This is a genomic window from Desulfuromonas carbonis (genome assembly GCF_054658035.1).
Map to the genome: position 1 here is coordinate 173,532 of NZ_BAAHXR010000001.1, position 26,700 is coordinate 200,231.

General features: G+C 64.3%; 27 protein-coding genes. 10 read left to right on the plus strand and 17 right to left on the minus strand.

The genetic code is table 11. The features are described from left to right. Positions 1-6 precede the first annotated feature (6 nt). From ACYQ8E_RS00830 to ACYQ8E_RS00870, 9 genes are all read left to right on the plus strand, one after another. Positions 7-894, plus strand: coding sequence for a carbon-nitrogen hydrolase (locus tag ACYQ8E_RS00830; RefSeq protein WP_459859844.1), 888 nt, complete (start codon positions 7-9; stop codon positions 892-894). Next, positions 887-1,483, plus strand: coding sequence for a lysophospholipid acyltransferase family protein (locus tag ACYQ8E_RS00835; protein WP_459859846.1), 597 nt, complete (start codon positions 887-889; stop codon positions 1,481-1,483). Before ACYQ8E_RS00830 ends, ACYQ8E_RS00835 begins: the two co-directional genes overlap by 8 nt. A 24-nt stretch (positions 1,484-1,507) precedes the next feature. Further along, positions 1,508-2,164, plus strand: coding sequence for a YceH family protein (locus tag ACYQ8E_RS00840; protein WP_459859848.1), 657 nt, complete (start codon positions 1,508-1,510; stop codon positions 2,162-2,164). Positions 2,165-2,247: 83 nt separating this feature from the next. Further along, entirely contained in the window at positions 2,248-2,511 is a 264-nt protein-coding gene (locus ACYQ8E_RS00845; RefSeq protein ID WP_066726161.1) for a hypothetical protein, read from the plus strand. A gap of 66 nt (positions 2,512-2,577) precedes the next feature. Next, positions 2,578-3,792 carry an MFS transporter gene (locus ACYQ8E_RS00850; protein ID WP_066726159.1) on the plus strand — a complete coding sequence of 405 codons (1,215 nt, stop codon included), beginning with the start codon at positions 2,578-2,580 and terminating at the stop codon, positions 3,790-3,792. 89 nt (positions 3,793-3,881) lie between these two features. Continuing rightward, positions 3,882-4,547: a hypothetical protein gene (locus ACYQ8E_RS00855; RefSeq protein ID WP_459859851.1), complete on the plus strand. Its 666-nt coding sequence runs from the start codon at positions 3,882-3,884 to the stop codon at positions 4,545-4,547. A 29-nt stretch (positions 4,548-4,576) separates the two neighbouring features. After that, positions 4,577-6,172, plus strand: a complete 1,596-nt coding sequence (locus tag ACYQ8E_RS00860; RefSeq protein ID WP_066726146.1) for an aspartate:alanine exchanger family transporter — start codon at positions 4,577-4,579, stop codon at positions 6,170-6,172. Between the two features lie 17 nt (positions 6,173-6,189). After that, the gene (locus ACYQ8E_RS00865; RefSeq protein WP_459859853.1) at positions 6,190-6,996 is read left to right on the plus strand and encodes an NlpC/P60 family protein; all 807 of its coding nucleotides are present in this window, start codon (positions 6,190-6,192) and stop codon (positions 6,994-6,996) included. 90 nt (positions 6,997-7,086) lie between these two features. Beyond that, positions 7,087-7,506: a thioesterase family protein gene (locus tag ACYQ8E_RS00870; RefSeq protein ID WP_459859855.1), complete on the plus strand. Its 420-nt coding sequence runs from the start codon at positions 7,087-7,089 to the stop codon at positions 7,504-7,506. Between the two features lie 73 nt (positions 7,507-7,579). Here the strand turns inward: ACYQ8E_RS00870 and murB are convergent, their stop codons facing one another. From murB to ACYQ8E_RS00945, 15 genes are all read right to left on the minus strand, one after another. Next, the gene (gene murB, locus ACYQ8E_RS00875) at positions 7,580-8,551 is read right to left on the minus strand and encodes a UDP-N-acetylmuramate dehydrogenase (protein WP_459859857.1); all 972 of its coding nucleotides are present in this window, start codon (positions 8,549-8,551) and stop codon (positions 7,580-7,582) included. Positions 8,552-8,566: 15 nt separating this feature from the next. Further along, the gene (locus ACYQ8E_RS00880; protein WP_459859859.1) at positions 8,567-9,514 is read right to left on the minus strand and encodes a Gfo/Idh/MocA family protein; all 948 of its coding nucleotides are present in this window, start codon (positions 9,512-9,514) and stop codon (positions 8,567-8,569) included. 132 nt (positions 9,515-9,646) lie between these two features. Then, positions 9,647-10,138: an RNA methyltransferase gene (locus ACYQ8E_RS00885; RefSeq protein WP_459859861.1), complete on the minus strand. Its 492-nt coding sequence runs from the start codon at positions 10,136-10,138 to the stop codon at positions 9,647-9,649. Then, positions 10,135-10,347 carry an RNA-binding S4 domain-containing protein gene (locus ACYQ8E_RS00890; RefSeq protein WP_459859863.1) on the minus strand — a complete coding sequence of 71 codons (213 nt, stop codon included), beginning with the start codon at positions 10,345-10,347 and terminating at the stop codon, positions 10,135-10,137. The genes ACYQ8E_RS00885 and ACYQ8E_RS00890 overlap by 4 nt, the downstream gene beginning before the upstream one ends. An 18-nt stretch (positions 10,348-10,365) precedes the next feature. Then, a complete protein-coding gene (locus ACYQ8E_RS00895; protein WP_459859865.1) occupies positions 10,366-10,596 on the minus strand; it encodes a DUF3820 family protein in 231 nt (76 codons plus the stop codon). A gap of 8 nt (positions 10,597-10,604) precedes the next feature. Further along, a complete protein-coding gene (locus ACYQ8E_RS00900; protein WP_459859867.1) occupies positions 10,605-11,312 on the minus strand; it encodes a spermidine synthase in 708 nt (235 codons plus the stop codon). Positions 11,313-11,336: 24 nt separating this feature from the next. After that, positions 11,337-13,427, minus strand: coding sequence for a monovalent cation:proton antiporter family protein (locus ACYQ8E_RS00905; RefSeq protein WP_459859869.1), 2,091 nt, complete (start codon positions 13,425-13,427; stop codon positions 11,337-11,339). 104 nt (positions 13,428-13,531) lie between these two features. Next, positions 13,532-14,944, minus strand: a complete 1,413-nt coding sequence (locus ACYQ8E_RS00910; RefSeq protein WP_066726124.1) for a radical SAM protein — start codon at positions 14,942-14,944, stop codon at positions 13,532-13,534. 151 nt (positions 14,945-15,095) lie between these two features. After that, positions 15,096-16,535, minus strand: a complete 1,440-nt coding sequence (locus ACYQ8E_RS00915; RefSeq protein WP_066726120.1) for a putative nucleotidyltransferase substrate binding domain-containing protein — start codon at positions 16,533-16,535, stop codon at positions 15,096-15,098. A gap of 77 nt (positions 16,536-16,612) precedes the next feature. Next, a complete protein-coding gene (locus ACYQ8E_RS00920; RefSeq protein ID WP_066726117.1) occupies positions 16,613-17,392 on the minus strand; it encodes an amino acid ABC transporter ATP-binding protein in 780 nt (259 codons plus the stop codon). A gap of 29 nt (positions 17,393-17,421) precedes the next feature. Next, positions 17,422-18,483: an amino acid ABC transporter permease gene (locus ACYQ8E_RS00925; protein WP_066726114.1), complete on the minus strand. Its 1,062-nt coding sequence runs from the start codon at positions 18,481-18,483 to the stop codon at positions 17,422-17,424. A gap of 31 nt (positions 18,484-18,514) precedes the next feature. Then, on the minus strand, positions 18,515-19,696 hold the full coding sequence (locus tag ACYQ8E_RS00930; RefSeq protein WP_066729716.1) for an amino acid ABC transporter permease: 1,182 nt from the start codon (positions 19,694-19,696) through the stop codon (positions 18,515-18,517). A 122-nt stretch (positions 19,697-19,818) separates the two neighbouring features. Beyond that, on the minus strand, positions 19,819-20,838 hold the full coding sequence (locus tag ACYQ8E_RS00935; RefSeq protein ID WP_459859872.1) for an amino acid ABC transporter substrate-binding protein: 1,020 nt from the start codon (positions 20,836-20,838) through the stop codon (positions 19,819-19,821). A 216-nt stretch (positions 20,839-21,054) separates the two neighbouring features. Next, a complete protein-coding gene (locus ACYQ8E_RS00940) occupies positions 21,055-21,948 on the minus strand; it encodes an ATP-binding protein (protein WP_066726108.1) in 894 nt (297 codons plus the stop codon). A 147-nt stretch (positions 21,949-22,095) separates the two neighbouring features. Beyond that, a complete protein-coding gene (locus tag ACYQ8E_RS00945) occupies positions 22,096-22,563 on the minus strand; it encodes a c-type cytochrome (protein WP_197463743.1) in 468 nt (155 codons plus the stop codon). Between the two features lie 338 nt (positions 22,564-22,901). On the opposite strand from ACYQ8E_RS00945, the gene ACYQ8E_RS00950 reads away from it, so the two are divergent. Further along, a complete protein-coding gene (locus ACYQ8E_RS00950) occupies positions 22,902-23,333 on the plus strand; it encodes a CBS domain-containing protein (protein WP_066726102.1) in 432 nt (143 codons plus the stop codon). A gap of 14 nt (positions 23,334-23,347) precedes the next feature. On the opposite strand, the gene ACYQ8E_RS00955 is transcribed toward ACYQ8E_RS00950, so the two are convergent. Both ACYQ8E_RS00955 and ACYQ8E_RS00960 read right to left on the minus strand, forming a co-directional pair. After that, on the minus strand, positions 23,348-23,869 hold the full coding sequence (locus tag ACYQ8E_RS00955; protein ID WP_066726099.1) for an RNA methyltransferase: 522 nt from the start codon (positions 23,867-23,869) through the stop codon (positions 23,348-23,350). Between the two features lie 275 nt (positions 23,870-24,144). After that, positions 24,145-26,685, minus strand: coding sequence for a bifunctional aconitate hydratase 2/2-methylisocitrate dehydratase (locus tag ACYQ8E_RS00960; protein ID WP_066726097.1), 2,541 nt, complete (start codon positions 26,683-26,685; stop codon positions 24,145-24,147). Between the last annotated feature and the right edge of the window lie 15 nt (positions 26,686-26,700).

Here is a 26,700-nt window from a genome sequence, read left to right on the forward strand (position 1 = left end):
AACCCGATGACCAACCGCGAACTCACCATTGGCCTGGTTCAGCACGCCTGCGGCGATGACCGCGCCGCCAATATCGCGCGCAGCATCAGCGGCATCCGCGCCGCTGCCGAGCGGGGCGCCCGGCTGGTGGTGCTGCAGGAGTTGCATACCGGCCGCTATTTCTGCCAGAGCGAAGCGACCGAACTCTTCGATCAGGCCGAACCGATCCCCGGTCCATCGACGGAAGCCTTCGGCGCTGTCGCCCGGGAACTCGGGGTGGTGATCGTCACCTCTCTCTTCGAGCGCCGCGCCCCCGGGCTCTGCCACAACACCGCGGTGGTGCTGGAGGCGGACGGCTCCATCGCCGGCCGCTACCGCAAGATGCACATCCCCGACGACCCGGGCTACTACGAAAAGTTCTACTTCACCCCCGGCGATCTCGGTTTCACCCCGGTCGACACTTCCATCGGCCGTCTCGGGGTGCTGGTCTGTTGGGACCAGTGGTACCCGGAAGCGGCCCGCCTGATGGCCCTGGCCGGCGCCGAGCTTCTCATCTATCCCACCGCCATCGGCTATGACCCCGACGATAGCGACGATGAAAAGCTGCGCCAGCGCGAGGCCTGGATCATCGTCCAGCGCGGCCATGCCGTCGCCAACGGCCTGCCGCTGGTGGCCGTCAACCGCGTCGGCTTCGAACCCGACCCGGGCGGCGGGGCCGGCGCCCGCTTCTGGGGGAACAGCTTCGTCGCCGGCCCGCAGGGAGAGTTCCTCGCCCGCGCCACCGAGGACGAAGAGGCCGTTCTAACCGTCAGCGTCGATCTCGGACGGAGTGAAACCGTGCGCCGCATCTGGCCCTTCCTCCGGGATCGTCGCATCGATGCCTATGGCGACCTGCTCCGGCGCTACCGTGACTGATCCAGCGAACCTGCCACCCCTCCCCGCCACGGTGCCGCAACGGGGAAACCGGCTGAGCCGCGCTCTCGGACGGTTCGCCATGCGCCGGCTCGGCTGGCGCCTGGCCGGCCCCTTTCCCGAGCAGTCGAAGCTGGTGGTGGTTGTCGCCCCCCACACCTCCAACTGGGACTTCATTGTCGGGATTGCTCTCGTCTTCGCGACCGGGCTCCATGCCAACTGGCTCGCCAAGCATGTCTTTTTTCGCCCCCCCCTCGGCCTCCTCGCCCGCTGGCTGGGCGGCATTGCGGTCGATCGCAGCAAGCGCAACGACCTCGTCGAGCAGACCACCGCGATCTTTCGCCAGCGCGAGCGGATCTGGCTCGGCATCACCCCCGAGGGGACCCGCAAGAAGGTCGAACGCTGGAAGAGCGGCTTCTGGCACATCGCCAAGGCCGCCGGCGTGCCGATTGCCCTTTGTTATTTCGACTACCGGAAACGGGAGATCGGCTTCGGGCCGCTGCTGCTGCCGGGTGAGAATTACGAGGCCGACCTCGCCCGCATCCAGGCCTTCTACGCCGACGTCGCTCCGCGCCACCCCGAGAACTTCTGACCCGCCAGCAACAAGGAGAGCCCGATGACCACCACCCTCAATGCCAGCGAAGAGCGGGTGCTCGGCGCCCTGATCGAAAAGGAACTGACCACCCCCGAATACTATCCCTTGTCGCTGAACAGCCTGACCAACGCCTGCAACCAGAAATCGAACCGCGACCCGGTTCTGGCGCTGGCGGAGACCGATGTCGTCCGCGCCCTCGACGGCCTCCGTTTCAAGGGCCTGGCGCTGCAGTCGGGGGACGGTGGCCGGGTGCCGAAATACGCCCACTCCGCCAGCGCCAAACTGCACCTCGATCCGGCCGAGCTCGCCGTCCTCTGCGAGCTGCTGCTGCGCGGGCCGCAAACCCTCGGCGAACTGCGCACCCGCTGCGAGCGCATGCACCCCTTCGCCGACCTCGCCGCGGTCGAGGAGGTGCTGGGCGAACTCGCCGGGCGGGAGGAGCCCCTCGCCGTCAAGCTGCCGCGCCAACCGGGACGCAAGGAATCCCGCTACGCCCAGCTGCTCGGGGCCCCGCCGGAGCCGACGACGGAGCCGGTCGTCCCGGAGGAGCCGGCGACCCGACAGGTTCGCGGGGAGGACGAGCGGATTGCCGCCCTCGAAGCAGAGGTGGCGCGGCTCGCGGCCGAACTTACCACCCTGCGCGACGCCTTCGCCGCTTTTCGTCGCCAGTTCGAATGACCGGCAGCGACGATCGCTGTCCGCTTGTTCCACAGATTCCGGCCGCCACCGGCGGCCCATTGCCAACACCGACAGGGAGTGACATGTTCGATTTTTCCAAATTGGGCGAGGCCCAGTTCCAGGCCTGGAGTGACGAGCAACGCCGTGACGAGATCAAGAAACTGGTCGCCGGGTACCGCAACGGCCTTCCCGCCGACATCCTCTGCGGCATGTGCGAGTCGATCGCCGGCAGTCGCAAGAAGGCCCGCAAGCACCTGATGAGCCTCCTCTCCCTCGAAGAGCGCCGGGCGGCGGTTGCGGCGCAGAGGGACGAGCTGCAGGCGCTGGTCAAGGCGTACCTGCTCTGAACCACTCATCCTGACTGCTCCCTGTGTCGGCGGATGCCAGCCGCCCCCTGCCGCAAGGAATTGCCGATGATCGGCACCAAGTCCCCGCCTTCGCCCCTGCGCGCCGTGCTCCTGCTCTGCACGGCGGAGATTCTCAGCATGACCGGGTTCGCCACCTATCCGGCCCTGCTGCGGACCCTGCAGCAGGGCTGGAGCCTGACCAACTCGGAGGCGGGGCTGATCAGCGGCACCTTTTTTGCCGGCTACATGGCGGCAACCCCGATCCTGGTCGGGCTGACCGACCGCATCGACGCCCGCCGCATCTACCTGCTCGCCACCCTCCTTTCCGCCTGCGGCTGCCTCGGCTTTGCCCTTTTCGCCCAGGGGCTGATCAGCGCGCTCCTCTGCCAGGCGCTGGTCGGGGCCGGGCTTGCCGGCACCTACATGCCCGGGTTGCGCCTTCTGACCGAGCATCTGCAGGGGACCACCCAGAGCCGCAGCATCGCCTTCTACACCGCCAGCTTCGGTCTCGGCACCAGCGGTTCCCTGCTGCTGGCCGGCGCCCTCTCCCAGGCCGGCTGGCAGTGGACCTTTGCCCTCGCCAGCCTCGGTCCCCTGATGGCCGGGCCGCTGGTGCTCTTCAGCTTCCCGCCCAGGGGTGGGCAAACCTCTGCTGCCCGGCCCGCCGGCCTTTTCGAATTCGGTTCGGTGGTGCGCAACCGGCCGGCCTTCGGCTATATCCTCGGCTACATGTTCCATTGCTGGGAACTCTTTGGATTGCGCTCCTGGCTGCCGGCCTTTTTCGCCTTCAGCCTCGGCCTCTCCGCGACAGGAGGCTCCCTCGCCCGCGCCGCCACCCTCGCCGCCTGGGTCAATCTTCTCGGCCCGCTGGCGAGTATTTTCGGCAATGAACTGGCGGTGCGCCGCGACCGCCGCCAGGTGGTCCTGATGGTGATGACAGCATCCGGGGTCGCCTCCTGCCTGGTCGGCTTCAGCGCCCCCCTCCCCCCCCTGCTCGTCTTCATCCTGGTCGCCGGCTACTTCCTGCTGGTGATGGGCGATTCGGCCGCGCTCACCGCCGGCATGGTCGCGGCGGCCGACCCGCAACGCCGCGGGGCGGCGATGGCGCTCCATTCGCTGCTCGGCTTCGGCGCCGGCTTCACCGCCCCCCTGGTCTTCGGCGCCGTTCTCGACCTCGCCGGCGGCAACAGCCAGGTCTTCGCCTGGGGCCTTGCCTTCGCCAGTCTCGGTGTCGGCGGGTTCTGCTCCGCTGTCGCTGTCCGTCTCCTGGGCCGGCGCTGAAAGGTTGCCGCTTCCGCTTCAATCCGCTATATTCTCCGGCAACCGGCTGAACCTTGGATTTTTCTGTCCATTTTAAAGGAGGATCGCCAATGCGCCTGTCCGTACTCTGCCTGCTGCTGCTCATGCTGCTGCCAACCGCCTCCGACGCCGCCAGGCGGAGTGAAATCGCCCTGACAATCCCGGCGTTCAAGGGCGCCAGGGGCGACGCAAAAGGGGTGATCTACCTGAAAAGCGTCAGCGACAACCGCACCTTCGCCGACAACCCCCGGGAAGCAAATACCCCGTCCATCGCCGTCGGCAGCGTTGCCACCACGCCCGCCAAGGAGCGCCGCTTTTTTATCGCCCGGGTCCGGGACGGCTATGGCAAGGCGCGCAACAATATCTTCCTCAAACCGGACCAGCCGGTCGAAAAGGTGGTCCGCGAGCTGCTGACCGATGCCCTTGCCAGCTACGGTTACCGGGTGGTCGGCGACGCCGCGGCGGCCGGGCCCGAAGCCATTGTCATGGAGGTCGCCATCGACCAGCTCTGGGGCTATATCCAGGTCAAGGGGGGCGGTTGGTCGGGAGACATTCCGAAAATGGCCGGTGAAATCAAGACCACCCTGATCACCCGGGGGCCGGGAGGCAAGGGGCGGTTTGAGGTTTCCGGGACCGCCCTGCACCGCTTCACCCTGATGACCGCCGGCCACTGGGTCAAGATGTTCGAAGAGCTCTTTGGCGACTACCAGAAGAATCTCGGCCGGGTCCGGTTCTGACCGACCCTGCGACAATTCCCGGTGGGACCATGACCCTGCTGCATAACCAGATCTTTCTGCTGCTGCTGATCATCATCCTGGGCGAACTGCTCGGCAGGGTGCGGCTGTGGAACCTCTCCCTCGGTCCATCGGCGATCATCTTCGTGGCCCTCGCCTTCGGCCATTTCGGCGTCACCCTCCCTGCCGGCATCCACACCATCGGCCTGGCGATGTTCATTTACGCCATCGGTTTACAGGCCGGGCCGGGCTTTGCCAGTTCCTTCCGCAGTCATGGCCTGGCGATGGCCCTGGTGGTGCTGGTCATGGCCCTGACCGGCACCCTGGCAGCCTTCGCCTGCTGTCGGCTCTTCGGTTTCGATCCGGGGACCGGCGCCGGCCTCCTCGCCGGGGCGATGACCAGCACCCCGTCCCTGGCGGCCGCCGTCGAGATCGTCGGTCATGCCCGGGCGCCGGCCGCTTACGGGGTGACCTACGGTTTCGGCGTGATCGGCGTCGCCCTCGCCATCCGGCTGGTACCGCGCCTGCTGCGGGTCAACCTGAAGCAGGAAGAAGAGCGCCTGGCCGAGGAGCTGGCGCTGATCAACCCACCGATCACCTTTCGTCATATCGAGGTCAGCAATCCCAACCTCTTCGGCAAGCGCATCGACCAGCTCCTGCTCAAGGAGATTGCCCCGGTGACGATCACCCGCCTGCTGCGCCAGGGGGCCCTCGAACCGGTCCTGGTCGGGGCGGATACGGTGCTGCAGGAAGGCGACCGGCTGCGGGTCGTCGGTCGCCCCGGCGACCTCGAAAAGATGGTCCTCTTCATCGGCCAGGAGGTAGCGGGGGAGATTGCCTTCGAACGGATGCTGACCAAAAAGAGCATCGTCGTCTCCAAGCGCCGTTTCGTGGGGACCACCCTCGGCTATTTCAATTTCCGGGAAACCTTCAACGTGCAGGTGGCACGGATCACCCGCAACGGCATCGACCTGATCGCCGATCCCCACACCCGGCTCCATCTCGGCGACGTCCTCCACGCCGTGGGGGACGAGCGCGCCCTGCGCAACATCTCGCGGATGCTCGGCAACGACCTCAAGGCCACCTACGACATCAACCTGCTGCCGATCCTCATCGGACTCCTCTTCGGGTTCCTGCTCGGGGGGCTGACCCTGCCGCTGCCGCTGGTCGGCCCCTTGACCCTCGGCACTACCGGCGGCACCCTGATCGCCGGCCTGCTGCTCGGCGCCCGCTACCAGACCGGCCCGCTGATCTGGGATCTGCCGACGGCCGGCAATCGCCTGATCCGTGACCTCGGCCTGGCCCTCTTCATGGCGGCGATCGGCACCTCGGCCGGCGGTTCCTTTGTCGCCACGCTTCACGAGCAAGGGGAGGCGCTCCTCTTTTCCGGCGTCCTGGTGACCCTGCTCCCCCTGGCTGCCGGCCTGCTCCTCGGGTTGTGGCTGTTGCGCATCCGCTTTCTGCGCCTGCTCGGGGTCCTGGTCGGCGGCATGACCAGTGCCTCGGGCCTGGCCGCGGCCGGCACCCTGTCGACCAGCAGCTACGCCCCGGCGGCCTATGCCACCGTCTACCCCGTCGCCCTGATCGGCAAGATTCTCGCCGTCAAGGTCCTGCTGCTGCTCCTGTAGCCACCGGTGTCATTCTGATGCGGCTGCCGCTTCTGCTGATTCTCTTCCTGCTCCTGCCCGCCTGCCAGGGTGCGCTACCGCAAGCTCCGCCCGCGCCATCCACCCTCCCGGTCAGCACCTCCGGCAGCGATCCCATCGCCGCGCTGCTGCCGGCGGCGGAGGCAGATGCGCCCCCCCTGGCCCGGATGGGCTACTGCGTCCAGGTGGGGGCTTTTTCCAGTATCGACAACGCGGTGCGGCTCGAACGTCTGCTTGAGTCGCGCGGCATCGACGCCTACTACTTCCTGCATGAGTCAGGGCTCTACAAGGTCCGCTTCGGCAATCATGACAGCTACCGGGCGGCGAAAAACGAAGCGGTTGAATTGCGGGACCAGGGGCTGATCGGCTCCTTCTTCATTGTCATCCCGGAGGACTACACCGCCGCCCGCATTGCCCGCGGGGCGCCGGGGGACCTGCGCACCGAACTGGTAAGGACCGCGCGCCGCTTTCTCGGCGTCCCCTATCGCTGGGGCGGGACCGATGCCGAGGAGGGATTCGACTGCAGCGGCCTGACCCTGGTCTGCTACCGCCTCAACGGACTCGACCTGCCGCGGGTCTCACGCAGCCAGTTCCAGGCCGGACGCCGGGTGGCGAAAACGGAGCTGCGCCCGGGCGACCTGGTCTTCTTCGCCACCAGGGGCGGAAGTACGGTTACCCACGTTGGGCTCTACATCGGCGACGGCAGGTTCATCCATGCCCCGCGCACCGGCAAGACGGTGCGGATCGCCGATCTTGCCACCCCCTTTTTCGCCCGCACCTACGTTGGCGGCCGCAGCTACCTCTGACCCTGCCGGAAGGGACCTGGCCGGCCGGCCAACCGTCAGGCTGTGTTAAACTGACAGCAGTTCTTTCAATCCGCACAGGGAGGAAACATCATGCGCGAAATCGCCGTTGGCCATTCCCACACCCTCCACTTTTGCGTCCCGGTGACCAAGACCGTCCCCTATCTCTATCCCGAGGCGGAACCGTTCCGGAGCATGCCCGAAGTCTTCGCCACCGGCTTTCTGGTCGGATTTCTGGAGTGGGCCTGCATGGAGGCGCTGGCGCCGTTTCTTGAGGAGGGAGAACAAAGCGTCGGCACTCTGGTCGATATCACCCACGAGGCGGCGACACCGCCGGGGATGACGGTCACGGCCGAGGTGCGCCTCGTGGATGTGGACGGCCGCCGTACCCGTTGGAGCGTCGAGGCCCGGGATGCGGTCGACGTCATCGCCCGCGGCAAGCATGAACGCTTTACCATCGACCACGACAAGTTTGTCGCCCGCCTCGCCCAAAAGGCCGCCGCTAACGGCTGAAACGCCAACGGCCGGGGAATGCAGCACCCTGCACCCCCGGCCGTTACCGGTATCCTCACTGCGAACAGACCCGTTATGGAGTCAGGGCGCGGTCGGCGGGCATCACCCCGCCGCGGGGATCGACGTAGCGCACTTCGCATTGCAGCTCAAAACCGATGCGCTCCATAACCACCTGGCGGATGTGGGCAATCAGGGCCAGCACATCGCGGGAGGTCGCGCCGCCCCGGTTGACGATGAAGTTGGCATGACGTCGGGAAACCTCCGCCGCGCCGATGGACGCCCCCTTCAGACCGGCCGCTTCGATAATCCGCCCCGGCGGTCCGACGCTGGCATGCATCGCCGCCGTACTTAAAAAGACCGAGCCGCAGTTCGGCTCCTTGCGCGGGAATTTACCGCGCCGCTCCCGCAGGTCGGCAAGCATCTCCCGGCGGATCTGCCGCGCCTCCCCGGCCCGCCCCTCCAGTTCGACGCGCACCACCAGCGCGCCGCTCCCCTGCAGGTTGCTGCTGCGATAACCGAAGCCGCACTCCTCCCGGGTCAAGGACGCCGGATTTCCCTCCCGGTCGACCACCCAGACCCGCCGCACCAGGTCGCCGATCCCCTGGCGCCGGCTCCCCCCGTTCATCACCACCAGCCCGCCCAGCGTCCCCGGAATCCCGACGATATGTTCGAGCCCGGCGATTCCGGCGCGCTGGGCGGCGCGGGCCAGCCCCGGCACCCAGAGCCCGGCGCCCGCCGAAATCCGCCGCCCGGCAATCGTCAGCTCGGCGAGGTGTCGCCCCACCTTGAGGACAATGCCGCGCAGGCCGGCGTCGTCGAAGAGGAGATTGCTCCCCTGGCCGATGACCAGCAGCGGCAACCCGTGGGCCCGCGCATACTGGACGACCGTACAAACTTCGCTGATACTCGCCGGTTCGACCAGCAGGTCGGCCGGGCCGCCGATCTGCCAGCTGCTATGGGCGGCAAGGGGCGCATCGGCGCTGAGCGTCGTCAGGCCGAGGCCGGCCAGGTCGACCTGCATGCGTTCACTTGAAAAGGTCGCCATGAAAAACGGGTTCTCTTATAGGGCGGAAAAGAGGAGGCGATGCAGGACCTCGGAGAGTTCCTTGTTGTCTTCCCCACCAGCGAAGAGCATGGCGAGGTTGTCGAAGACTCCGCAGTAATGATTGACCAGCCGTGGCTTGTCGGTCGCCAGATTGAAGACCAGCTCGTCCTGTCCGGTGAGCCGCAACCGCCCGTACTCGCGGGCGTGGTCCAGTTCGATGACGCCGTTCTCATACCAGAGCCGGGTGGTCTTGTAGTTCTTGCCCAGCGTCCAGTTGGTGTCGATCATGCCGTAACCGACACTGCCGCCGCTGTGAAACCGGTAGAGCCCGAGTCCCTGGACCTGGGCGCAGGAGATGGAGGGGATGACGGTCATCCGTCCTTCGATCACCGCCATCTGCTGCGGGTCGAGCAGGCGCGCCAGGATACTCAGGCTGCTGATGCCACTGTCAAGCCAGGCCCCGGCCTTGCCGACGGCGCCCAGCGTGAGCTTGCCATCGAGGAAATAGGGATCGGCAAAGCAGGACTCGAAACCGATCAGGCGCCCGACCTCGAAATTCTGGGCGCTGGTCTGTTCCAGCCACCATTCGACCTCCCGCCCGTAGCTTGGATGAAAAGCGGTATAGAGCGGGAGCTTGCGGGTGCGTGCCGCCGTCATCAGGGCATCGACCTGTTGCTGGTTGGTGCAGAGCGGTTTTTCGACGATGGCGACGCGGTCGGCCTCGATGATCTTCATCGCCACCTCGAAGTGACTCGGCGTCGGCGTCGAGACGAGGAAGGCATCGGCCTTGGAGCGCTGCAGCAGCTTGTCGAGGTCGTCGTGGAACTGTACGCTGCCGGGGAGCTCTTCGGCCCGAACCGGGTCGAGGTCGTGGGCATCGACCAGGGTGATCCCCCTGGTGTGGGAGATGGCCTGCATCTGGTAATTGGCGATCTTGCCGATGCCGATCAGGGCGATACGCATGGTCCCTCCTGCGCGCTGGGGAAAAGGGCCGGAAGCCCGAAAGACAGGCTCACCGCTGCAACAGCCAGGATATTATTATCGGCCCGGCCACCCCCCTGTCAAGCTTCGCGCGGCACCTTTCCGGGGAACCGGTCAGGGGCGCCGCGCCAGCTCATAGAGAAAAACAAGGACCGCCTGGGCCAGGTTGAAGGAGGAGGCTGGCCCAAAGGTGGCAATGGCGACGGCGCGGGTGCAAAGTGCCACCTCGGCGGTGGCGAGACCCCGGTCCTCGCGGCCGAAGACGAGAGCGGTGCGCGCGCCGGCGGGGAGCGCTGCGACCAGTTCCGGCAGGCGGGTCGAATCGAGGAGTTCACCGCGCAGGCGGCCGCTGCGACAGGTCGCGGCAATGCTCAGGTCGATGCCGTTGAGGGCGCTGTCGAGGTCGGCAAAAAGCCGCGCCTGGCCGAGCAGCGGGTGGCCATGCGCCGCAAACTTGCGGGCCTCGGGGTGAAGATGGGCGCAGGGGCGGACCAGCCGCAGGTCGGTGACGCCGAAGTTGGCCATCGCCCGGGCCACGGCGCCGATATTCCCCGGCTGCTGCGGCTCGCAGAGGATGACGGCCAGAGTCGTCAGCGGGGAGCTCAAAGGGTCACCAACACCCTGGTGCCGGCGAACTCAACCACCTGACCCGCCAGGATCTTGCAGCGTTTGCGCAGCTCCACCGCGCCGTCGACCCGGGCTTCACCGGCCGCGATCCGCGCCTTGGCTTCACCGCCGCTGGCGCAGAGCCCGGTCACCTTGAGGAGATTGTGGAGTTCGATCCAGGGATGATCCTGCAGGGAGAATTCGTCCATCGGCTATTCCTTGGGCGATCAGCGGACCGGGGACCGCAGCGGTTCGAAGAGGTATTCGAGACCGTTGCGCTTGATCTCGTAGATTTCCTGCAACTGGCGCCCGAGCTTGCCAGCGGGGAACCCCTGGCCGGCCATCCAGACGACGTAAGGTTCCGGCAGGTCGACCAGGAGCCAGCCGGCGTAGCGGCCATAGGGCATGCGGGCCGCTGCCAGCTCCTGCAGGGCATTGCGGGATGCGTCCCTCGACACCTCCCGGTTCAACGGCGCCCCCGTTTTGAACAACCTTGGGGCGCCTTGCGCGCCACGAAGACGACATGCCGGTACCCCCCCCGCCCCGGTCGTTGGTGGCTGGTGACGAATCCTGCGGCGCGCAGCCGCTGGTCGAATCCGGCATCGAAATTCTCCCCCCAGACCGTGAAGCGACCCTCCGGCGCCAGCGAGGCGTGGACGGCGGCAATGGCACGACGGCCGTAGAGCGGATCGCGCTCGGCATCGCTGCGATGATGGGGCCCCTTGTAGAGATCGAAGACGATGGCATCGTAGCGCGGCAATGACGGTGCCCTGGCCACCTTGCGGACCGCCTCGGCGACATCACCGATCACCACGGTCACCCGCGGATCGTCCACCGCGGCGGCGGTGAGGGGGGCCAGGGGGTCGCGACACCAGTCGACGACCACCGGGTTGAGCTCGGCGACCGTTACCTGCGCCGAAGCCGGCAGCTCATCGAGGACCGCCCGCAGCGTGAAGCCCATGCCGAGCCCACCGACCAGGACCCGGGGCGCTGAGTGTTGCCCGAGGTGACGGCAGCCGAGTTGGCCAAGGGCGATCTCGGAGCGGTTGGCGAGACTGTTCATCAAAACCAGCCCCCCGACCAGGATCAGAAAGTCCTTGGGCCCGCGCTGCCGTAATTCGAGCAGACCTTCTGCGGTCGGAAAGCTGGCCAGGGTTTTCCAGGGTTGCGCCATGCGATCATCTTTCGAGCGGGAGAGTCAGTTTTCAGCGGGAGGTTCGGCAGGGACGGATTCCTCCAGCAGTGTCCGCGCCAGAGCGACGGCGTCGCTGGTCCCGGTAAGGGCGAGCAGATCGCCGGCGTTGAGAACCTCGCTCGCGGTCGGGGCAATGATCGCCCCGCTCTTGCGGGTAATGCCGAGAACGGAGGCGCCGCTCAGGGCCCGCAGGTTGAGCTCGGCCAGGCTCCGTCCGACGGCGGGCGAGCCAGACTTCAACCGCACCGCCGTCAAGGCGCCCAACCCCGGCAGGAGCTGTTCGACCTGCTGCAGGGCAACAGCGCTGCGGTCGGCACTGCCGCCGCCCCCCTTGGCCTGGCGGGCGAGGGCTTCGATGATGACCTCGGTCCCCGCCTGCACGTGCCCCTGGAGGTTGGTGGCACTGCGCCAGAAAAGGACGCCGAGGCCGGTGACGAAGAGCGCCAGCAACAGAATTCCGGGAATCCCCGGAACAAAGGGGCGGGTCAAAACCAGCAACGGGGCACCGACCAGAAAAACGATGAGGAGTTCAAAACTGACCACCAACAGGCGCCGCGGCGCTGCGGCGAGGTCGACCCGTCCTTCCCTGCCGGCCGGCAGGACCATTTCGGCGAGGGCCTGGCCGAGTTTGCGTCCGACCCGGATCGTGCCGAAAAAGAAAGGGGCGGCGAGGAGCAGGGCGATGCCGAGCAGCAGCGGCGAGGCGATGGCGTCAGGGAGGGCAGCCCGATCCCGGGCCAGGGCGAGGAGCGCGTCGGCAGAGGAGTAGAAACCGACCAGGATGGCGGAGCAGACCGCGGCGTCGAGCAACAGTCGCCGCAACAGTCGCCGCAATTGCGCCATGTTTCCCTCGGAACGGGGCGCCTTGAGCAATCCTTCGACCCAACTGCCGTAAAGGACGGTAAAGGTCTGCAAGGGGCCAGGAAGATGGCGGTCGACCCAGTCCGCCACCGGCCCGGAAGCACGGATCAGCCACGGCGTGGTGAGGGTAGTCAGCGCCGAGACCGCAATCGCCACCGGGTAGAGAAAGTCTCCCGTAGCACCGAGGGTCAAGCCGAGCCCGGCGATGATGAAGGAGAACTCGCCGATCTGCGCCAGGCTCATCCCCGACTGGATGGCAATGCGTAGCCGGCTCCCGGTAAGGAAGGAGCCGAGGGCGACACCGCCGATTTTGCCGCCGATCACCACCCCGGTCAGGACCAGGATCGCGCCCCAGTGGCGGAGGATCAAGCCCGGGTCGATAAGCATGCCCACCGAGACGAAAAAGACCGCCGCAAAGATGTCGCGCACCGGCTCGACCAGGCGTTCAATCCGGCCGGCCTCCCCCGATTCGGCGATCAACGACCCGGCCAGGAAAGCACCGAGGGCCGCCGAATAGCCGAACCCCTGGGCCAGCAGCGCGAGGGCGAAACAGGAGCCGACGGCGGCGACGATGGTCGTTTCCGGGCGGTTCAGGCGATTGACCAATCGCACCGCCCGGGGGATGAGGAGGAGGCCAAAACCGATCAGCCCGGCCAGGAAGGCGCCGAGTTTGCCGACGGTGACCAGGAGGGGGCCGAAAGCCAGGCCACTGCCGCTGGCGATGGCAGTCAGCGCCGCCAGCAGCAGAATGGCGATCAGATCCTCGACGATCAGGATACCGACCACCCGCTCCCGCAGCCGCCCGGCAACACCCTGTTCCTGAAATGCCTTGGCGACGATGGTGGTACTGGAGATGGCGATGACGGCGCCGAGGAAGAGTGATTCAAGGAGGGTCCAGCCGAACAGCTGGGCGATGTTGAACCCGAACCAGAGCATCAGGCTGGTTTCGACGACAGCGGTCATGGCGGCGGTCGGACCGACTTCGCCGAGCTTGCGCAGACTGAACTCCAGGCCGAGGGAAAACATCAGCAGGATCACGCCGATCTCGGCCAGGGTTCGCACGGTGACGCTGTCGGCCACCAGTGGCACCGGCACATGGGGACCGACAATCAGTCCGGCGAGGATATAACCGAGGATAACCGGCTGGCGCAGGCGCTGAAACAGGACCGTGGTCAGTGCAGCCACGCACAGGACGACGGTCAGGGCACGCAGAAATTCATGGGGATCGGACATGGTTTCCCTGCGAAGGAACTGGGCTGGCAGCGAGTAACCCGCATCGCGCAGATTCTATCGACAATCGAAGGGCATGACCACCCTTTTCGCGGCCGGGTGCCAGATCAATAGTAATCGGCCAAACCGGTTGGCAACCGCTCGAAGGGGAGCAGCTCTAACAGGGGAGCCGCTATTTCAGCCAGGGATTCGCCACCCTTGCCAAGAAACGTTTGGGTGAATGACTTCGTCAGATCGCCGCTGAGCTCAAAATCACGCCCGACCCGGGCGCGTTCGATGATGACCTGGCTCGACGGCGAAAGCCGCACCGTGGTGAAGGGGTTATGGTAGCTCACCGCCTGCCGCTGGCGGGCCGTGGCGTAACCGACCACCAGCTGGAGATCGCTGAAATCGACCAGGGGGAGAAGCTGCGGGTGGAAGGCGAGGCGCCCGCTGCCTCGGTTCCACAGCGTCGACGCGACACCTGCCGCGCGGAACTCTTCCTCCTGGCGCGCCAGCGCTGCCGGTGTACCGACCAGAGCGAGGGTGCGCAGATAACCGGCGGCGGTCGACTCCTCCCAGCTCTTGAGGAGAAAGCGGCCGTTGCGCAACCGTGCCGCCTGGGCCTGGTGGCGGTTCTTGTAGACGAAGGAGCAGTAGTTGACCGGCAGCCCGATTCCCCATTCGACACTGTGGCGGAGCAGTTCGAGGGCAGCCAGTTCCGATTCGAGGACAGTCACCTTCTCGCCATGCAGGAAGGTGTAGCCACGTTCCACCAGCTGCGGCAGGTTGTAGGGGGTCAGCCGCAGCTGATGCAGGTTGAGATGGTCCACCCCCGCTTCCCGCAGCGTCAACAACCCTTCCTTGAGTCGTCCCGCCTCTTCCGGAATCGCCGGGATTTCGACGGTCACGGTCGGGATCACCCCGACGGCACGGCGCAGGGCATCGAGGTGGTAGCCGGTCGCACCGATATCGAAGCGGATTTCGTCGAGCCCCGCATCGGCCAGCCGCGCAGCAAGATCGGCGGTCAGCAGGGTGCCGTTGGTGTAAAGCCAGACCGGCATGGCAGCGCCGAAGCGGCGCTTGATGGCGGTGATAAAGGCAAGACTGCGGCCGGGGGTCAAAAGGGGTTCGCCGCCGCTGATGCTGGCGCCGCTGAAACCGAAGAGTTCCAGATAGCGGACGTAGTCGGCGGGGGTGCGAAACTCCACCGTATTGGTGGTTGGCAGGCCGGTTGCCTCCTGCCCGGTCGGGCAGTAAAAACAGCGGCAGTTGCAGCGCCCGTTGATGAAGAGACAGGACCAGCCACCGGCGACACAGATGCGGCACCCCGGGGCGAGGTTGCTGCAATCGAGCTTGGTGCCGCCGCAACCGAGCTCCACCTGCCCCGCCAGCTGGGCCAGGAGTTCACCGCGGCGATCCATCATTGCGGCCGCCATGGCTGCATCTGGAAAGTGCAGACGATTATAGTCCGCCGAGAATTCTTCACGATTGGCGGCCCGTCGCCGCTCCCGTGCTGCTGGAACCAGGATATTGCCCATGAACGCCTCCACCGTGACGCAGACCACCCCCTTCCGGCACGGCCGGCAAGGGGGCGGGGATGGCGCACTATAGGCGATTTTTGGGTGCCCGCCTAGGGGAATTTTTTGCTGCGGCGCAAACACGTCGCGCTGCCGATTTTCTGCGGCAGACCTAGCGTATCAGGTCTAGTTGATAGTGCCGCCGGAGAAAATCGAGGAAGGCGTCGACCTCTTCCAGGGCGAGCCGCAAACGCCCCTGCTCCATGCGATTGAGGTGGTCGAGGGAGAGGAAGTTACTCGGTGCCGATCCGGCGCGAATGGCCGCCACCTGGGAACGAAGGCGCAGGAATACCAGGTAGTTGAAACTGGCTTCCAGGTCCTCGGCTTGCTGTTTTTCCAAAACCCTGGCCGCTACCAGCTCCTGCAGCCGCTCGCGGGTGCCGCCGTCAAAGATACCGGCCTCGAAGGCGAGCACCTTGACCCCCTCGGTCACCGCGAAGATTCCGGCCTTCTTGATATCGAGCTGGCCGCGGTGTTCCCCCTCCTTTTCAACCTTGATGCGGCCGAACCAGCCGAGGGGCGGGACAAAACGGACCACGTTCGCCGCGGTCCGCACCAGGAAGACCGCATCCTGGCGCAATCGTTTCGTGACATGGTCCTTGAGACGACGTTCCAGGGTTGGATCCCCGGCGAGGGTACGCAAATCGAAGAGCATGCTTCCCTTGAGGATATTTTCCGGCACCGCATTGGCGAGCCAGTGATCGACAATCTCGGTCCAGGCGCTGAAGCTGCGACGCCAGGCCGGATTCTTGGCCATGATCCCCCCCGGACAGGGCGGCACGCCGATGGCGATCAACTGGCCAATCAGCTCCTCGCTGAAGGCTTCAATGCGCGCCACCTCGTCTTTCGAGAGATGATCGGCGTAAATAATGCCATTGTCCTGATCGGTGGTCAGGGTCTGTTCCTGGCGCCCCTCGCTGCCGAGAACGACAAAGGCAAAATCCTCGGACAAATCGGCGTAGGCGCCGCTGCGCAGCAGGTCGATCAACCGCAGCAGGAGACGGTCGTTGAGATGGGCAATCATCCGCACCAGGTCGCGGGTCGCCACCCCGGTTCCAACCAGATGGAGGACCAGTTCCTGAATCCGCCGGTGCAGCTCCTTGAGCTCGGCGACGCTACCGGCCTCCTCGATATCACGAATCAACTGCTGGGGCGAACGGGTCTGCAGGCGCAGGATATCGGAATCGGTGACAATCCCGACCAGGCGCCCCTCGCGGTCGACTACCGCGACCCGGTGAATCTCCTCCCGGGACATGCGATAGAGGGCTTCAAAGAGGTAGTCCTCTTCACAAATGGTAATCAACGGGGAATTCATGACCGAGCGCACGTGCAGGGGATTGGGGTCACTGCCGCTGGCGATAACCTTGTTGCGCAGGTCACGGTCAGTGACGATGCCGGTTGGGATTCCATCGACACAGACCACGACGCTCGAAATGTTCCGCTCCCGCATCCGCCCGGCGACCGCCACCAACCCGTCGTCGGGGCTGCAGGTCACCACTTCGCGCCGGCAGAAATCGCCCACCGGGAGAAAAAAGATATTGGGATCGGCCATCGCCGGGGGCCTTCAGCGTGAGAGGGGGGCGCCGACCGGAAGAAGCCGGACCATCGGTCGACGCCGGGATGCCGGAGTCACTCCAGAATCTGGCTCAAGAAGAGCTTGGTACGGTCGTGCTGAGGGTTGTCGAAGAATTCCGCGGGGGTATTCTGCTCGACAATCTGCCCGAAATCCATGAACATCACCCGATGGGCTACGCTCTTGGCAAATCCCATCTCATGGGTCACCACCAGCATCGTCATCCCTTCTTCGGCGAGGCTGATCATGACGTCGAGAACCTCCTTGACCATCTCCGGATCGAGGGCCGAGGTCGGCTCATCAAAGAGCATGACCCTCGGCTTCATGCAGAGGCTGCGCGCAATGGCTACGCGCTGCTGCTGCCCACCGGAGAGCTGACCGGGAAATTTCTTGGCCTGCTCGGCAATATGGACCTTCTCCAGGTACATCATCGCCGCCTCCTCGGCCTCTTTTTTCGGCGTTTTGCGCACCCAGATCGGTCCGAGGGTGAGATTGTCGAGCACCGTCAGGTGGGGAAAGAGGTTGAAGTGCTGAAAGACCATCCCGACCTCGGCGCGGACCTTTTCGACATTCTTGATGTCCTTGGTCAGCTCGGTGCCGTTGACGACAATCCGTCCCACCTGGTGCTCCTCGAGCCGGTTGATGCAGCGAATCAGGGTCGACTTGCCCGAGCCGGACGGACCGCAGATAACGATCCGCTCCCCGGTCTGCACGGTGAGGTTGATGCCGTTGAGGACATGGAATTCACCGTACCACTTGTGCAGGTCGGTGATTTCGATGATCGCCCCCTCCCCCGGGGAGCCTGCCTTCGTTTCAGAGCGTTGCGCGTCGTTCATAAACCTCTCGCAGGTTGGAACCGGACCAATCAGCGTCCGGTATGCAGGGCCTTCTCCAGCTTGCGGCTGTAGCTCGACATGGCATAGCAGCAGACGAAGTAGAGAACGGCCAGAAAGATATAGGCCTCGGTGGAAAACCCGGCCCATTTTGGATTGGAGAGGGTCACCTTGGTGGTCTTGAGAACATCGTAGAGGGCAATGATGACGACCAGCGAGGTGTCCTTGAAGGCCGAGATCAGGATCCCGACACTGGGCGGGATGACGATCTTCAGGGCCTGCGGCAGAATAATCAGGCGCATGGTCTGGTTATAGGCGAGCCCGAGCGATTCGGCAGCCTCGTACTGGCCGCGGGGCATCGCCTGCAGCCCGCCACGCACCACCTCGGCGATGTAGGCCGCGGTGAACATGATAATCGCCACCTGTGCCCGCAGCACCTTGTCGAGGGTGACTCCCTCGGGAAGAAAGAGCGGGAACATGACCGAAGACATGAAGAGGAGGCTGATCAGCGGCACGCCGCGGATCATTTCGATGTAGACGACGCACAGCGACTTGATCGCCGGCATCCGCGAGCGGCGGCCGAGGGCGAGCAGCACACCGAGCGGGTAGGCCGCAAACATGCCGAACAGCGCCAGCATCAGGGTCAGGGGGAGGCCGCTCCACTGGCTGGTCTCCACCACTGGCAGGCCGAAAATCCCGCCGTGCATCAGGGTTCCCATCACCGCCAGGCCGATGGGCCAGAGCCAGAGCAAAAACCGGGTCCAGTGGCGCCGATCCTTGGAATAGAAGACCAGCGCCAAGAGCAGGATCATGGCGAGCAGCGGTCGCCATTGCTGGTCCTGGGGGAAGAACCCGAAGAAGATAAAGCGGACATTGGCGGGAATGATCGACCAGCAGGCGCCGTCGACGTCATGACAGGCTTCGGCACTGCTGAACCAGAGACTGTCGACAAATGCCCATTTGAACAGGGGCGGTACCAGCTTGCCAAGCAGAGCCAGGGTCACCAGGCTCAACAACGAGTTGTACCAGTTGTTGAAGAGATTGGCGCGCACCCAGCCGAGGGCGCCGATGCGGGTCCGCGGTGGTTTCATCATTTCGGGAGCAGGGGTGGATTCACTCACGGCATCACCTCTCCACCAGAGCCATTTTTTTGTTGTACCAGTTCATGAAGAACGAAGTCGACAGGCTGAAGAAGAGGTAGACCACCATGATCAGCGCTACCCCTTCGATTGCCTGTCCGGTCTGGTTGATGGTGGTGTTGGCAACGGCGACGAAATCGGGGAACCCGATAGCGATCGCCAGCGAACTGTTCTTGGTCAGGTTAAGCATCTGGCTGGTCAGCGGCGGAATGATGACCCGCAGCGCCTGGGGCAGGATGACCAGATGGAGAACCTGCCCGGATTTCAGACCGACCGCCATCGCCGCCTCGACCTGTCCGGTACCCACCGACTGGATGCCGGCACGGACGATCTCCGCCACAAAGGCCGAAGTGTAAAGGACCAGACCGATCAGCAGCGCAGAGAACTCGGGGCTGACGGTCATACCGCCGGTGAAGTTGAAGCCGCGCAGCACCGGCATATCCATCGTCGTCGGTGCCCCGTACCCCCACCAGACCAGCAGCGGCAGGGTGACACAGAGGAGAAGACCGCAACGGATAGCCGGAAAGATCTGCCCGGTGCGGGCCTGGCGCAACCGCGCCCAGCGGTGCAAAAACCAGCTGAGGATCAGGGCCGCCACCAACGCCCAGAACATTGCCCCATGAGCCGGGTCCTTGAGCGGAATCCCGAAGATCAACCCGCGGTTGCAGAGAAAAACCCCGGGGAGCGGGTGGAGGGCCTGGCGCGGCGCAGGAAACGACTCGTAAAAGATCGCATACCAGAAAAAGAGCTGCAGCAATACCGGGATATTCTGCATCGTTTCGATGAAGCCCCCCGCCAGCTTTGAAAGGAGCCAGTTTTTCGAAAGTCGGGCGACCCCGACCAGGGTACCGAGAATCGTGGTCAGGACGATGCCGATGAAGGCGACCTTGATCGTATTGAGCGCCCCGACCAGAAGGGCACGGAAATAGGTGTCGGCGGCCGAATAGGGGATCACCGACTCGCCGATCTCGAAGGACGCCTCATTTCCCAGGAAGGAGAAGCCGGTGGCTATATTCTGGCGCGCAAGGTTCGCCTGGGTGTTGACGAAGAGAAAGTAGCCGATACCAAAGACCAGGATCAGGGCCGCAGCCTGAAAGACCAGCGCCCGTTTCGCCGGGTCACGCCAGAAGGGAACCCGGGGTGGAGCAGAGGTGTCGGTGGGGGCAATCGCAGGAGTTGTCAAGTCCGAAACCGATCGAAAAGGTTTTGCCGCGGAAAGAACGCCACATGGTCGATGCAGCGGATGGCCGGGGGCACCGCTCTGCCGTGTCCCCGGCCATCCTCACGAGCTTACTTGAAGGGGGGCGAATACATCAACCCACCGTTGGTCCAGAGCGCATTGAGCCCGCGCTCGATCCCGAGGGAAGTATCCTTGCCGACATTGCGTTCAAAGACTTCCCCGTAATTGCCGACCTGCTTGATGATGTTGTAGGCCCATTTTTCGTCGAGGCCGAGGGCCTTGCCGTTCCCTTCGATCACGCCGAGAAAGCGCTGGACGCCGGGGTCGCTGCTCTTGAGCATTTCGTCAACGTTCTTGGAGGTGATCCCGTACTCTTCCGCCTGGATCATGGCGAGCACGGTAAAGTCGACGATATCCCGCCACTGGTCGTCGCCATGCCGAACCGCAGGAGCCAGCGGCTCCTTGGAGATGATTTCGGGAAGAATGACATAATCCTTCGGATTGGGCGCGGTGGCGCGGGCCCCGGCCAGCTGCGAGGCATCGGAGGTCAGCACGTCGCAACGTCCGGCAAAGAAGGTCTTGGCAAGCTCGGCGGTCGCCTCGATCACTACCGGTTTCCAGTCCATCTTGTTGCTGCGGAAGTAGTCCGCGGCGTTCTGTTCGGTGGTGGTGCCGGGGAGAACGCAGACCGTCGCCCCGCTGAGCTCTTTTGCACTCTTCACGCCGAGTTTCTTGGGAACCATGAAACCCTGGCCATCATAGTAGTTAACGGTGACGAAGTTGAGACCGAGCTGGGTCTCCCGGGTCAGGGTACGGGTCGCGTTGCGGCAGAGAACGTCGATTTCGCCCGACTGCAGGGCGGTGAAGCGCTGCTGGGCGGTGAGCGGCGTGTACTTGATCTTGCTGGCATCGCCAAAGACCGCCGCGGCGATGGCGCGACCGGTATCGACATCGAGCCCGCGCCAGACCCCTTTTTCATCCGGCATGCCGAAGCCGAAGACACCGCCATTGACACCAACCTGGACGTAGCCTTTCTTCTTGACCGCATCCAGGTCCTGGCCGGCACAGGCCAACCCGGCGGACATGAGCAGAAGGACCGCTACTGCTACCATGATTCTTGACAGTTTCATCCGTTTTCTCCTTTTGGTGGGGTGGAACCGGAAAGATCTTCCTGGGAAACCTGGCTAACGGTGTTCTATAGAAATATAAGGTACACATCACGCCGCGTCAAATCGTGAACCGCAATGAATTGGCCCTGTTGATCGAGGGGCCACAGAGAAAGGGGGCGGCCCGATGATGGACCGCCCCCTTTCTCCTTACCTGGCTATCTGCCCTCTCGTTGCCGATCAGGCCGCCCGCAAGCGTAACAGGTAGCGTCCGACATAGTTCTTGGCGAACTGGAAGGCGGTGCGGCCACAACGCTTGCTCTTGTCGTGGGACCACTTGATCGCCTCCTGTTCCAGTTCCCGCGTCCAGGGGATTTCGAGCTGGCGCTTGCGGGCCTCGCGGTCGATCGAGAGACGGACCGCCTCGACATAACGATCCTGGTTGAAGACGTGGAAGGGAACCCAGAGGCCGAAGCGGTCGGAGAGGGAGACCTTTTCCTCGGTCGCCTCACTCTGCTGCAGTTCACCGTTGACGTACTTGCCGCCGATCTTGTCGCTCTCGTATTCGGGAAGCAGGTGGCGGCGGTTGGAGGTGACGTAGATCAGGACGTTCTCCGGCGCCGAATAGACCGATCCGTCGAGGGCGCTCTTGAGCATCTTGTAACTCAGTTCGCCGACCTCGAAGGTCAGATCGTCACACAGGAGGATGAAACGGAACGGTTCGTTCTCCACCGCGGCGAAGATTTCGGAGAGATAGATCAGGTCCTCTTTCTCCACCTGGATCACGCGCAGCCCCTCGGCGGCGAACTGGTTGAGCAGCGCCTTGACCAGGGACGACTTGCCGGTCCCGCGGGACCCCCAGAGGAGCGCGTTGTTGGCCGGCAGGCCGAAGAGGAACTGGCGGGTGTTGCTGATCATCGTCTCTTTCTGCTTCTCGACGCCGAGGAGTTCGTCGAGGGTGGTGGTGTCGGTCACCTTGACCGGCTCGAGGTAGCCGGAGAAGGAGTGGCGCCGCCAGTTGGCAGCGGTGCAGGTTGCCCAGTCGACGGCAGCGACCGCTTTGGGGAGCAGCATTTCGACGGAACTGAGGACCCGCTCGAGGCGGGCGACGACTTCGGGTTTCAGGTTGATCATGACGACTCGCTTTCAACAACAGGAAAAGTAGATGGGGTGAAAAAAAGATTTCCTGTATAGCCTGTCTGGCGAGCCGGTGTCAAACCAAAAGCGGCTCAATGGCCGCCGGCGGGCGCGGCAATCCCCCCGGTTTTGGCCGCCCTCCTATTAAGGTGCCGGATTAAGTTTAATCAGATAGGCAATCAGATCGGCAATTTGCTGCTGGGTCAACAAATTGCCGGCTCCCCAGGCTGGCATGGTCATGGCCGGTTTGCTCCCTTCCGGAATCGATCCATGCTCCAGGAAGAGATCAATATTGGTGGCAAAAACCTTGGCATCCGGACTCACCATCGTTTGATCAATAGGGTTGAGCGGAGGAACGGTCCCATCGGCAGACCCCGGGTTCGCGACTCCCCCCTTCCCTTCGGCGCCATGACAGGGGAGGCAGTTATCAACAAAAAGCTTTGCCCCGGATACGGCATCCCCGGAAAGCTGAACGGCCTCTCCCGGGGGGCCACCGGTCGAGGGACGAGCCACTTCTTCAGCAACTGTACTGGTGGTCAAAACGGCACCAGCCAGGAATAGAACCGTGAGCATGAGAGCTAAGCCCCATTCTCTTTTTTCGAACTGTTTCATGACATCCTCCAATCTGATGGGTTCGCGTGGACGGAATTCGGACTGGGCGGTAGACCTAGAACCAGGACGACATGCTTCTATCCGGGCAATGGAGAACCAGACTACAAAATCAGCTGCACCTCGAGGGATAACCATTTCTGCGCAGGTTGTTGCCAGCGCTATATCCTACCCCTCAGGTACGGCCCCCTCAAGCGTTTCGACCTTTATTGGGAGAATACCCTGCGTTTTCCGATTGCAGCGCACAGTTCAGGGCAAATTGACAATTGGCCACTGGCCATTAAGGTTCTACTACAACCTGGTGGAGCCGGGACGTGATCAGACGAGGAAAGGAGGTCGGGATGAAAACGGTACGGGAGTTGGTTAAGGCGAAAGGTCAGGAGGTGTGGACCGTGCGGCCCGACCAAACAGTCTACGCCGCCCTCGAACTGATGGCGGAAAAGGAGATCGGCGCCCTGGTGGTCGTCGAGCGGGAGCAGGTCATCGGCATCCTGTCGGAACGGGATTACGCCCGCAAGGTAGTCCTCAGGGGGGTGACCTCCCGCGAGACGAAGGTTGCTGAAATCATGAGTAAACGGGTCGTTTTCGTGCGACCGGAGCAGACCGTGGAGGAGTGCCTGGGACTGATGACCCAGAAACGCTGTCGGCACCTTCCGGTGATGAAGGATAAAAAACTGGTCGGGCTGATCTCCATCGGCGATGCGGTCAAGGAGATTATCGCCGCCAAGGAGCACCTGATCAGCCAGCTGGAGAACTACATCCTCTCCGGGTGAGGTGGGGCCATCCTCTACTCAGCTCTTACCTTCAGACGGTTATTGCGGTCCCGGCTTTCCAGGATCAGTGCGTCCCCGGCCAGGACCCGGCCCGCCTTGGCGGCCCGGTCATAAAGAAGAATGTTGACCGTTGCCGCCAGGTTCAGACAGCCGGCGGTCGGCACATAGACAACCGCATCGGCCCGGTCGATCAGCTCCTGCTGGAGGCTGCCGTCCTCCGGGCCGAAGAGGTAGAAAGCCTGCTCCGGGTGGCGGAACTGCGGTAACGGGATCGCCCCGACGACCAGTTCGACACAGACCAGCCGGGTTCCCGGCGGCAGGATATCGACCATGTTCGCCACCCCGGTCAAGGGAATCTTCTCCCCGGCATTTTTGGTGTCGGTCTGGAACCGGACCGCCCGGGCGTAGCGCTGACCGGTATAGTAGACCCCGGCAACGCCAAAACAGCCGGCGGCCCGCATCACGGCCCCGACGTTAGCCGGGCTCTTGGGGTTGATGAGCCCCAGGTAAACTCTCGATTCGTCCAATCGCGACATCCTTCGGGCTGTGAAAACGCCGATGGTCAGCCGGAACTCACGCGCTACCCGGTTGCCATCCCTGCGAATCCTCCAATTTTACCATCATACCCCCATTCACTCTCGTTACGGCGAAAGGAGCCGGGGGCGCATGGCTACCGGCCATCAACCCGTAATGGCCGCAACCATCGGTCGCGTCTCTCCCTGCCAATGACAAAACCCCCGCCCGAAGCATAGCCCGGGCGGGGGTTTTGTCGTCTTGCCGCCAGCGGTACGACAACCGGCACACCGCTGAGTTAAGCCGTCTGCTTGAACTCCGGCATTTCGTCGAACTGCAGGTACTTGTAGATGGTATCGGCCTTCGGCGCGATCTTCTCCTGGTAGACCGCCAGGTACTCCTCGGGGGTGGGCAGCTTGCCGAGGTTGGTGGTCACCGCGCCGAGTTCGGCGGAGCCTAGGTAGACCTGGGCGCCATTGCCGATACGGTCGTCGAAGTTCCGGGTACTGGTGGAGAACATGTTGACCCCGTCCGGCACCCGCGCCTGGTTCCCCATGCAGAGGGAGCAGCCGGCGATCTCGATGCGGGCGCCCATGGCGCTGTAGATCGCGTAGAGCGCCTCGTCCTTGAGCTGCTGCTGATCCATGCGGGTCGGCGGGCAGATCCAGGTCCGGACGGCGGGGTTGAACTTCTGGCCGCGCCAGATCTCGGCGGCGGCACGGAAGTGGCCGATATTGGTCATGCAGGAGCCGAGGAAGACGTCCTGGATCGGCGTGCCGGCGACCTGGGAGAGGAGCTTGACGTCGTCCGGGTCGTTGGGGCAGGCGAGAATCGGCTCGGTGATATCGGCGAGGTCGATCTCGATCACCGCGGCGTACTCGGCGTTCTTGTCGGCCTTGAGCAGTTTCGGCGCTTTCAGCCACGCGTTGACGGCGTCGATGCGGTTCTGCAGGGTCTGCGGGTCCTGGTAGCCCTCGGCGATCATCTTCTCCATCAGGGCGACGTTGGAGCGCAGATAGGTGCAGACCGACTCCTCGGAGAGCTGGATGCAGCCGGCGGCGGCAGAGCGCTCGGCGGCAGCGTCGGTCAGCTCAAAAGCCTGCTCGACGGAGAGCTCCGGCAGACCTTCCATCTCAAGGATGCGGCCGTTGAAGATGTTCTTCTTGTTCTTCTTCGGCACCGTCAGCAGGCCCTGCTGGATCGCCCAGTAGGGGATGGCGTTGACGGCGTCGCGCAGGGTGATGCCGGGGTTGAATTTACCCTTGAAGCGCACCAGCACCGACTCGGGCATGTCGAGCGGCATGAAGCCCATGGCGCCGGCGAAGGCGACCAGGCCGGAGCCGGCCGGGAAGGAGATGCCGATTGGGAAGCGGGTGTGGGAGTCGCCGCCGGTGCCGACGGTGTCGGGCAGCAGCAGCCGGTTCAGCCAGGAGTGGATGACGCCGTCACCGGGGCGCAGGGCGACTCCGCCGCGCTCGGCGATGAAGCCGGGGAGGGTCTTGTGCATCTTGACGTCAGCCGGCTTCGGGTAGGCGGCGGTGTGGCAAAAGGACTGCATGAACATCGGCGAAAGGAACTTGAGGCAGGCGAGTTCCTTGAGCTCGTCGGCGGTCATCGGCCCGGTGGTGTCCTGGGAGCCGACGGTGGTCATCTTCGGCTCGCAGGCAGTCCCGGCGAGGACACCTTCGACGCCGCAGGCCTTGCCGACCATCTTCTGCGCCAGGGTGTAGCCCTGGCCCGGTTTGGGAGTCGGGTTGATCGGCAGGGTGAAGAGATCAGTGGCGCCCATGCCGAGGGCGGTGCGTGCCTTGTCGGTCAGCGCCCGGCCAATGATCAGCGGAATACGGCCGCCGGCGCGGAACTCGTCGGGGACGGTGTTCGGCTTGATCTCGAAGGTGGTGAGGATATCCCCCGCCTCATTGGTCACTTCGCCCTTTTTGGTATTGATGACGATGACGTCGCCGGTGTTGAACTTGGTGACGTCCATTTTCAGCGGCAGGGCGCCGGAGTCCTGGGCGGTGTTGAAAAAGATCGGAGCGATGACGCCACCGATGATGACGCCGCCGGTCTTCTTGTTCGGCACGCAGGGGATCTCGTTGCCGATGTGCCAGAGGACCGAGTTGCAGGCACTCTTGCGCGAGGAACCGGTGCCGACAACGTCGCCGACAAAGGCGACCTGGTGACCCTCGGCGCGGAACTTGGCGATAGTGGCGTTGCCGTCGGGGAAGCGGGTCTTGCCCATGGCGAGGGCGTGGAGCGGGATGTCGGGGCGGCTCCAGGCGTCGCCGGCCGGGGAGAAGTCATCGGTGTTGATCTCGCCGTCGACCTTGTAGACCTTGACCTTGATCGTCTCGGGCATCGCCGGCTTGTGGGTGAACCACTCGGCGTTGGCCCAGGAGGTCAGCACCTTCTTGGCGGCGGCATTGGTCTTGGCGAGGGCGACGACCTCGTCGAAACCATCATAAACCAGGGTCATGCCGGAGAGGGCGCAGGCGGCCTCGTCGGCGAGGGCGGCATCCTTGAGGGCGTCGATCAAGGGCTTGACGTTGTAGCCCCCCATCATGGTGCCGAGGATCTGCACCGCTTCCTTCTTGTCGATCAGCTTTGAGGTCGCCTTGCCGGCAAGGATCTCGGCGAGAAAACCGGCCTTCACCTCGGCGGCCGGATCGACACCGGGGGAGATGCGGTTCTTGAAGAGATCCTTGAGGAACTCCTCCTTGCCGACCGGGGGATTCTGCAGCAGGGCGCAGAGCTCCCTGGTCTGCTCCGGGTTCAAGGGGAGCGCCGGAATGCCCTGGGCATTGCGCTCTTCCTGGTGTTTCAAATACGTTTCGATCATCTCTCTCCTCCTCAT

Coding starts and splice junctions, on each gene's coding strand:
- ACYQ8E_RS00855 (WP_459859851.1), top strand. CDS start 3,882: ATGCGCCTGTCCGTACTCTGCCTGCTGCTGCTCATGCTGCTGCCAACC.
- ACYQ8E_RS00955 (WP_066726099.1), bottom strand. CDS start 23,869: ATGTCGCGATTGGACGAATCGAGAGTTTACCTGGGGCTCATCAACCCC.
- ACYQ8E_RS00960 (WP_066726097.1), bottom strand. CDS start 26,685: ATGATCGAAACGTATTTGAAACACCAGGAAGAGCGCAATGCCCAGGGC.
- ACYQ8E_RS00945 (WP_197463743.1), bottom strand. CDS start 22,563: ATGAAACAGTTCGAAAAAAGAGAATGGGGCTTAGCTCTCATGCTCACG.
- ACYQ8E_RS00840 (WP_459859848.1), top strand. CDS start 1,508: ATGACCACCACCCTCAATGCCAGCGAAGAGCGGGTGCTCGGCGCCCTG.
- ACYQ8E_RS00925 (WP_066726114.1), bottom strand. CDS start 18,483: ATGATGAAACCACCGCGGACCCGCATCGGCGCCCTCGGCTGGGTGCGC.
- ACYQ8E_RS00915 (WP_066726120.1), bottom strand. CDS start 16,535: ATGGCCGATCCCAATATCTTTTTTCTCCCGGTGGGCGATTTCTGCCGG.
- ACYQ8E_RS00845 (WP_066726161.1), top strand. CDS start 2,248: ATGTTCGATTTTTCCAAATTGGGCGAGGCCCAGTTCCAGGCCTGGAGT.
- ACYQ8E_RS00850 (WP_066726159.1), top strand. CDS start 2,578: ATGATCGGCACCAAGTCCCCGCCTTCGCCCCTGCGCGCCGTGCTCCTG.
- ACYQ8E_RS00880 (WP_459859859.1), bottom strand. CDS start 9,514: ATGCGTATCGCCCTGATCGGCATCGGCAAGATCGCCAATTACCAGATG.
- ACYQ8E_RS00890 (WP_459859863.1), bottom strand. CDS start 10,347: ATGGACGAATTCTCCCTGCAGGATCATCCCTGGATCGAACTCCACAAT.
- ACYQ8E_RS00950 (WP_066726102.1), top strand. CDS start 22,902: ATGAAAACGGTACGGGAGTTGGTTAAGGCGAAAGGTCAGGAGGTGTGG.
- ACYQ8E_RS00920 (WP_066726117.1), bottom strand. CDS start 17,392: ATGAACGACGCGCAACGCTCTGAAACGAAGGCAGGCTCCCCGGGGGAG.
- ACYQ8E_RS00935 (WP_459859872.1), bottom strand. CDS start 20,838: ATGAAACTGTCAAGAATCATGGTAGCAGTAGCGGTCCTTCTGCTCATG.
- ACYQ8E_RS00900 (WP_459859867.1), bottom strand. CDS start 11,312: ATGGCGCAACCCTGGAAAACCCTGGCCAGCTTTCCGACCGCAGAAGGT.
- ACYQ8E_RS00910 (WP_066726124.1), bottom strand. CDS start 14,944: ATGGGCAATATCCTGGTTCCAGCAGCACGGGAGCGGCGACGGGCCGCC.
- ACYQ8E_RS00860 (WP_066726146.1), top strand. CDS start 4,577: ATGACCCTGCTGCATAACCAGATCTTTCTGCTGCTGCTGATCATCATC.
- ACYQ8E_RS00830 (WP_459859844.1), top strand. CDS start 7: ATGACCAACCGCGAACTCACCATTGGCCTGGTTCAGCACGCCTGCGGC.
- ACYQ8E_RS00905 (WP_459859869.1), bottom strand. CDS start 13,427: ATGTCCGATCCCCATGAATTTCTGCGTGCCCTGACCGTCGTCCTGTGC.
- murB (WP_459859857.1), bottom strand. CDS start 8,551: ATGGCGACCTTTTCAAGTGAACGCATGCAGGTCGACCTGGCCGGCCTC.
- ACYQ8E_RS00865 (WP_459859853.1), top strand. CDS start 6,190: ATGCGGCTGCCGCTTCTGCTGATTCTCTTCCTGCTCCTGCCCGCCTGC.
- ACYQ8E_RS00940 (WP_066726108.1), bottom strand. CDS start 21,948: ATGATCAACCTGAAACCCGAAGTCGTCGCCCGCCTCGAGCGGGTCCTC.
- ACYQ8E_RS00870 (WP_459859855.1), top strand. CDS start 7,087: ATGCGCGAAATCGCCGTTGGCCATTCCCACACCCTCCACTTTTGCGTC.